At 64.5% G+C, this 4,588-nt stretch carries 5 protein-coding genes and 1 pseudogene; all 6 read left to right on the top strand.

Annotated elements, in window-relative coordinates:
• Window positions 1–482, top strand: a pseudogene (locus EOA33_RS25215) (histone deacetylase family protein); the annotation flags it as partial.
• 3 nt (window positions 483–485) lie between these two features.
• Window positions 486–737 (top strand): exodeoxyribonuclease VII small subunit, encoded by a 252-nt coding sequence (locus EOA33_RS25210; protein WP_126055931.1) that lies wholly within the window; start codon window positions 486–488, stop codon window positions 735–737.
• A 44-nt stretch (window positions 738–781) separates the two neighbouring features.
• Window positions 782–1,048, top strand: a complete 267-nt coding sequence (locus EOA33_RS25205) for a DUF2277 domain-containing protein (RefSeq protein ID WP_127406862.1) — start codon at window positions 782–784, stop codon at window positions 1,046–1,048.
• A gap of 8 nt (window positions 1,049–1,056) precedes the next feature.
• The gene (locus EOA33_RS25200) at window positions 1,057–1,977 is read left to right on the top strand and encodes a pirin family protein (RefSeq protein ID WP_127406861.1); all 921 of its coding nucleotides are present in this window, start codon (window positions 1,057–1,059) and stop codon (window positions 1,975–1,977) included.
• 108 nt (window positions 1,978–2,085) lie between these two features.
• Complete coding sequence (gene dxs / locus EOA33_RS25195; RefSeq protein ID WP_127406863.1) at window positions 2,086–3,999, top strand: 1-deoxy-D-xylulose-5-phosphate synthase; 1,914 nt, start codon at window positions 2,086–2,088, stop codon at window positions 3,997–3,999.
• Window positions 4,000–4,148: 149 nt separating this feature from the next.
• Entirely contained in the window at window positions 4,149–4,436 is a 288-nt protein-coding gene (locus EOA33_RS25190; protein WP_127406860.1) for a hypothetical protein, read from the top strand.
• Window positions 4,437–4,588 lie beyond the last annotated feature (152 nt).

The following is a 4,588-nucleotide window of genomic DNA, read 5'->3' as shown; positions in this document are numbered from 1 at the left end:
AGCAGCACCAGGCCGAGCGTGTCGCCATCGTCGACTGGGACGTGCATCACGGCAACGGCACGCAGGACATCTTCTGGGACGATCCGTCGGTGCTGTACTGCTCGACGCACCAGATGCCGCTTTACCCGGGCACCGGTGCCAGGAGCGAAACCGGCGCCGGCAACATCGTCAACGCGCCGCTGGCGCCTCGCACCGGCAGCGACACGTTTCGCGATGCCTTCCTGTCGCGCGTGCTGCCGTCGATCGACAATTTCGCGCCCGACCTGATCATCATTTCCGCCGGATTCGACGCCCACCATCGCGATCCGCTGGCCGAGATCAACCTGACCGAGGAGGATTTCGACTGGGCGACCGGCCAGCTGATGGAGCGCGCCGGGCGCCATAGCGGCAACCGGCTCGTCAGCCTGCTCGAGGGCGGCTACGATCTGCAGGGATTGGCATTTTCGGTCGCCGCCCATGTCGGGCGGCTGATGAAGGGATAGAGTATGGCAGGCGAAAGCAACGAGGACGTCAAGGCGATGAGCTTCGAGCAGGCGCTCGACGCGCTGGAAAAGATCGTCGATGATCTGGAACGTGGTGACGTGCCGCTCGACCAGTCGATCCGCATCTATGAGCGCGGCGAGGCGCTGAAGGCGCATTGCGACCGGCTGCTCAAGGCGGCCGAAGACAAGGTCGAGAAGATCAGGCTGTCGCGTGACGGCAAGCCGGTCGGCACGGAGCCATTGGACGCGGATTAGTCCGCACGGGGCGGGGCAGAGGAAAGCAGGCAGGAATCCAAGCGATGTGCCGAAACATCAAGACCTTGTTCAACTTCGAACCGCCGGCGACCAATGATGAGGTCCATGACGCAGCCTTGCAATTCGTGCGCAAGCTGAGTGGCTCGACCAAGCCCTCCAAGCGCAATGAGCATGCCTTCAACCATGCGGTCGAGGCGATTGCGGCCGCGGCGCGAGATTTGCTTGATTCGCTTGAAACGACACAGACTCCGCGCAATCGCGAGGAAGAGGCGGCCAAGGCAAAGGCCAGATCCGCCCTCCGTTTCGCCTGAGGGATCGGATGAGCTTCTTTCCGGGAAACGATCCTGAGCCCGGCGATTCGTTCGCCTGCGACCAGATCGAACTGATGGTCATTCCCAACGCCAAGGACATTGGCGGCTTCGAGGTTCGCCGCGCCCTGCCCACCGCGAAACGCCGTCTGGTCGGGCCGTTCATCTTCTTCGACCGCATGGGGCCGGCCATCCTGCGCGCCGGCCACGCCATCGATGTCCGCCCGCATCCACATATCGGGCTTTCCACCGTCACCTATTTGTTCGACGGCAGGATCAGACATCGCGACTCGCTCGGTACCGAAATGGTCATCGCACCGGGCGACGTGAACCTGATGACCGCCGGGCGCGGCATCGTCCATTCCGAGCGCACGCCTGAGGAATTGCGTGGCGCGCCGATGTCGATCTCCGGCCTGCAGACCTGGCTGGCGCTGCCCGACGGCAAGGAGGAAGTCGCACCGGTCTTCCAGAACACCGCGGTGATGCGCCTGCCCGAGATCGATGCTGAAGGCGTCAGCGGTCGCGTCGTCATCGGCGACTTTTCTGGACTGCGCTCACCGGTTTCGACCGCCTCGGACACCCTTTATGCCGATCTGAGGCTGGCGGCTGGCGCCAGCGTCAAGATTCCGGCCGATGCCGAGGAACGCGCCATCTACACGCTGGAAGGCGAGGTCTCGATTGCCGGGGACCGTTTCCCGGCCGAGCGGCTTCTGGTGTTCAAACCGGGCGACGAAATCGTGGTTTCGTCGGAGAACGGTGCCCATTTCATGCTGTTCGGCGGCGCCTCGCTCGGCTCCCGGCGCTACATCTGGTGGAATTTCGTTTCGTCGTCGAAAGAGCGCATCGAGCAGGCGAAAGAAGAATGGAAGACGGGCCGCTTCGATATCGTTCCCGGAGACGAGGAAGAGTTCATTCCGTTACCGGACAATTAACGTCAGAACCATCCGCGTCATTGACACGCATTTACATTCGCCGGGCGGCGGCATATTTCGCCCATGATCAACGTGCATGACATCAGGTTTGACCAGGCCTCTCAACAAGTGAACGCGACGCTGCAAACGCCACTCCTCGACAAGGTCCGCATCCCCGCGGATCTGAGGACGCTTGACGAAAGCGAGCTGCCGCAGCTCGCCTCGGAACTGCGCGCCGAGCTGATCGATGCCGTTTCCCACACCGGCGGTCACCTTGGCGCCGGGCTCGGCGTGGTCGAGCTCACCGTTGCGCTACACTACGTCTTCAACACGCCGGACGACAGGCTGATCTGGGATGTCGGCCACCAGGCCTATCCGCACAAGATCCTGACCGGCCGCCGCGACCGCATCCGCACCTTGCGGCAGGAGGGCGGCCTTTCCGGCTTTACCCGGCGGGCCGAGAGCGAATACGACCCCTTCGGCGCGGCCCACTCCTCGACCTCGATTTCCGCCGGCCTTGGCATGGCTGTCGGACGCGAGTTGTCCGGCGGACGCAACAACGTCATTGCCGTCATCGGCGACGGCGCCATGTCGGCCGGCATGGCCTATGAGGCGATGAACAATGCCGGTGCCCTCGATGCCCGGCTGATCGTCATCCTCAACGACAACGACATGTCGATCGCTCCACCGACCGGCGCGATGAGCGCCTATCTAGCGAGGCTCGCCTCCGGCAAGGCCTATCTCGGCCTGCGCGATTTCGGCAAGAAGCTGACCTCCTACCTCGGCAAGCGCGCCGATCGCGCCATCACGCGGGCAGTCGAGCATGCGCGCGGCTACGTTACCGGCGGCACGCTGTTCGAGGAACTCGGCTTTTATCACATCGGCCCGATCGACGGGCACAATCTCGAGCATTTGATCCCGGTGCTGAAGAACGTCCGCGACAATGCCGACGGCCCGGTGCTGATCCATGTCGTGACCCAGAAGGGCAAGGGCTATGGCCCGGCGGAAGCCGCCGCCGACAAATATCACGGCGTCAACAAATTCGACGTCATTACTGGCGCGCAGGCCAAGGCGCCCGCCAACGCTCCAAGCTACACCAAGGTCTTCGCCGAGAGCCTGATCCAGGAAGCGCACGCGGACGACCGCATCGTGGCGATCACCGCCGCCATGCCGAGCGGCACCGGGCTCGACCTCTTCGGCGAGGTTTTCCCGACCCGGACGTTCGATGTCGGCATCGCCGAGCAGCATGCGGTGACGTTCGCCGCCGGGCTCGCCACCGAGGGCTACAAGCCCTTCGCCGCCATCTATTCGACCTTCCTGCAGCGCGCCTACGACCAGGTTGTCCATGACGTGGCGATCCAGAAGCTGCCGGTGCGCTTTCCAATCGACCGCGCCGGCTTCGTCGGCGCCGACGGCGCCACCCATTGCGGCGCCTTCGACACCACCTTCCTCGCGTCGCTGCCCGGCTTCGTCGTCATGGCAGCCGCCGACGAGGCGGAGCTGCGCCATATGGTGCGCACCGCCGCTCATTACGATGAAGGCCCCATCGCCCTCCGCTATCCGCGCGGCAACGGCGTCGGCGTCGACATGCCGGAACGCGGCTCGGTGCTCGACATCGGCAAGGGCCGCGTCCTCAAGGAAGGTACCAAGGTGGCGCTGCTCTCCTTCGGCACCCGCCTGCAGGATTGCCTGACGGCGGCCGAGGAACTCGGCGCGGCGGGCCTTTCGACCAGCGTCGTCGACGCCCGCTTCGCCAAGCCCCTGGATGAGGATCTGATCCGCCGGCTCGCCCGTTCGCATGAGGTGCTGGTGACGGTCGAGGAGGGCTCGGTCGGCGGTTTTGCCAGCCAGGTGCTGCATTTCCTCGCCCACGAAGGACTGCTTGAAAGCGGCCTCAAGGTGCGGCCGCTGGTGCTGCCGGACGCTTTCACCGACCACGCCAAGCCCGAGAAAATGTATGCCGACGCGGGACTGGACACGGCGGGCATCGTGCGGACCGTCTTCGTCGCCCTGGGCCAGGCTGCACAGGCCCAGCGCGCCTGAATCAAAGTCTGAGGCCTCTGAATCACTTTGCCGGCTTGCGGTTGTAACCAACTGTTTACGCTGCCGTTTGCCGCTTTGATTACCCTGTCTCTTGGCCGTTTTTCAACGGCGGCCTGCTAGAAGCCTCCCAGGGACACGGGGCAACGACAATGAACAGGTTTGTGTGCGGCATCGCCTTTTTGGCGCTGGCCGCTGCGCCGGCGAGGGCCGAGACGCGCTACGACCGCAACCTCGAAAAGGCGGTGATGGACATTGTCGCCGGCAAGATCGGCGATATCCGCGGCGGCTTTTCCTACAAGCAGGTTCCACAACTGGTCGGCCTGCCCGACACCCCGCCGGCGGTGCCGGTCGATCCGCCACGCCGGCAGGCCTCTGGCAATGCCAATGACGGCCTGGCGCCGGCTGTCGAGCGGCCGGTCTCGCGAACCATCTTCTAGTGCCCCTGTGCCAATGTCCTTGCCTTCGCGACCGGCTTTCGCCAAGGAAGGCCGATGAACTCCGCATTGCCAGCCAGTCCTCGCGAGCGGCTGGCGAACAGGCCGCGCTGGACGAGCAATTCGTCGAGCCGCTGGCGAGGACTGGCTGGCAA

It is taken from the genome of Mesorhizobium sp. M4A.F.Ca.ET.050.02.1.1 (assembly GCF_003997725.1).
Taxonomy (GTDB): Bacteria; Pseudomonadota; Alphaproteobacteria; order Rhizobiales; family Rhizobiaceae; genus Mesorhizobium.
Note: the sequence above shows the minus strand (reverse complement) of the source record. Positions and strands in the feature narration are given on the sequence as shown.

Bases quoted from the DNA above. Each gene is read 5' to 3' on its own strand.
- EOA33_RS25210 (WP_126055931.1), top strand. From the start codon at position 486: ATGGCAGGCGAAAGCAACGAGGACGTCAAGGCGATGAGCTTCGAGCAG.
- EOA33_RS25190 (WP_127406860.1), top strand. From the start codon at position 4,149: ATGAACAGGTTTGTGTGCGGCATCGCCTTTTTGGCGCTGGCCGCTGCG.
- EOA33_RS25200 (WP_127406861.1), top strand. From the start codon at position 1,057: ATGAGCTTCTTTCCGGGAAACGATCCTGAGCCCGGCGATTCGTTCGCC.
- EOA33_RS25205 (WP_127406862.1), top strand. From the start codon at position 782: ATGTGCCGAAACATCAAGACCTTGTTCAACTTCGAACCGCCGGCGACC.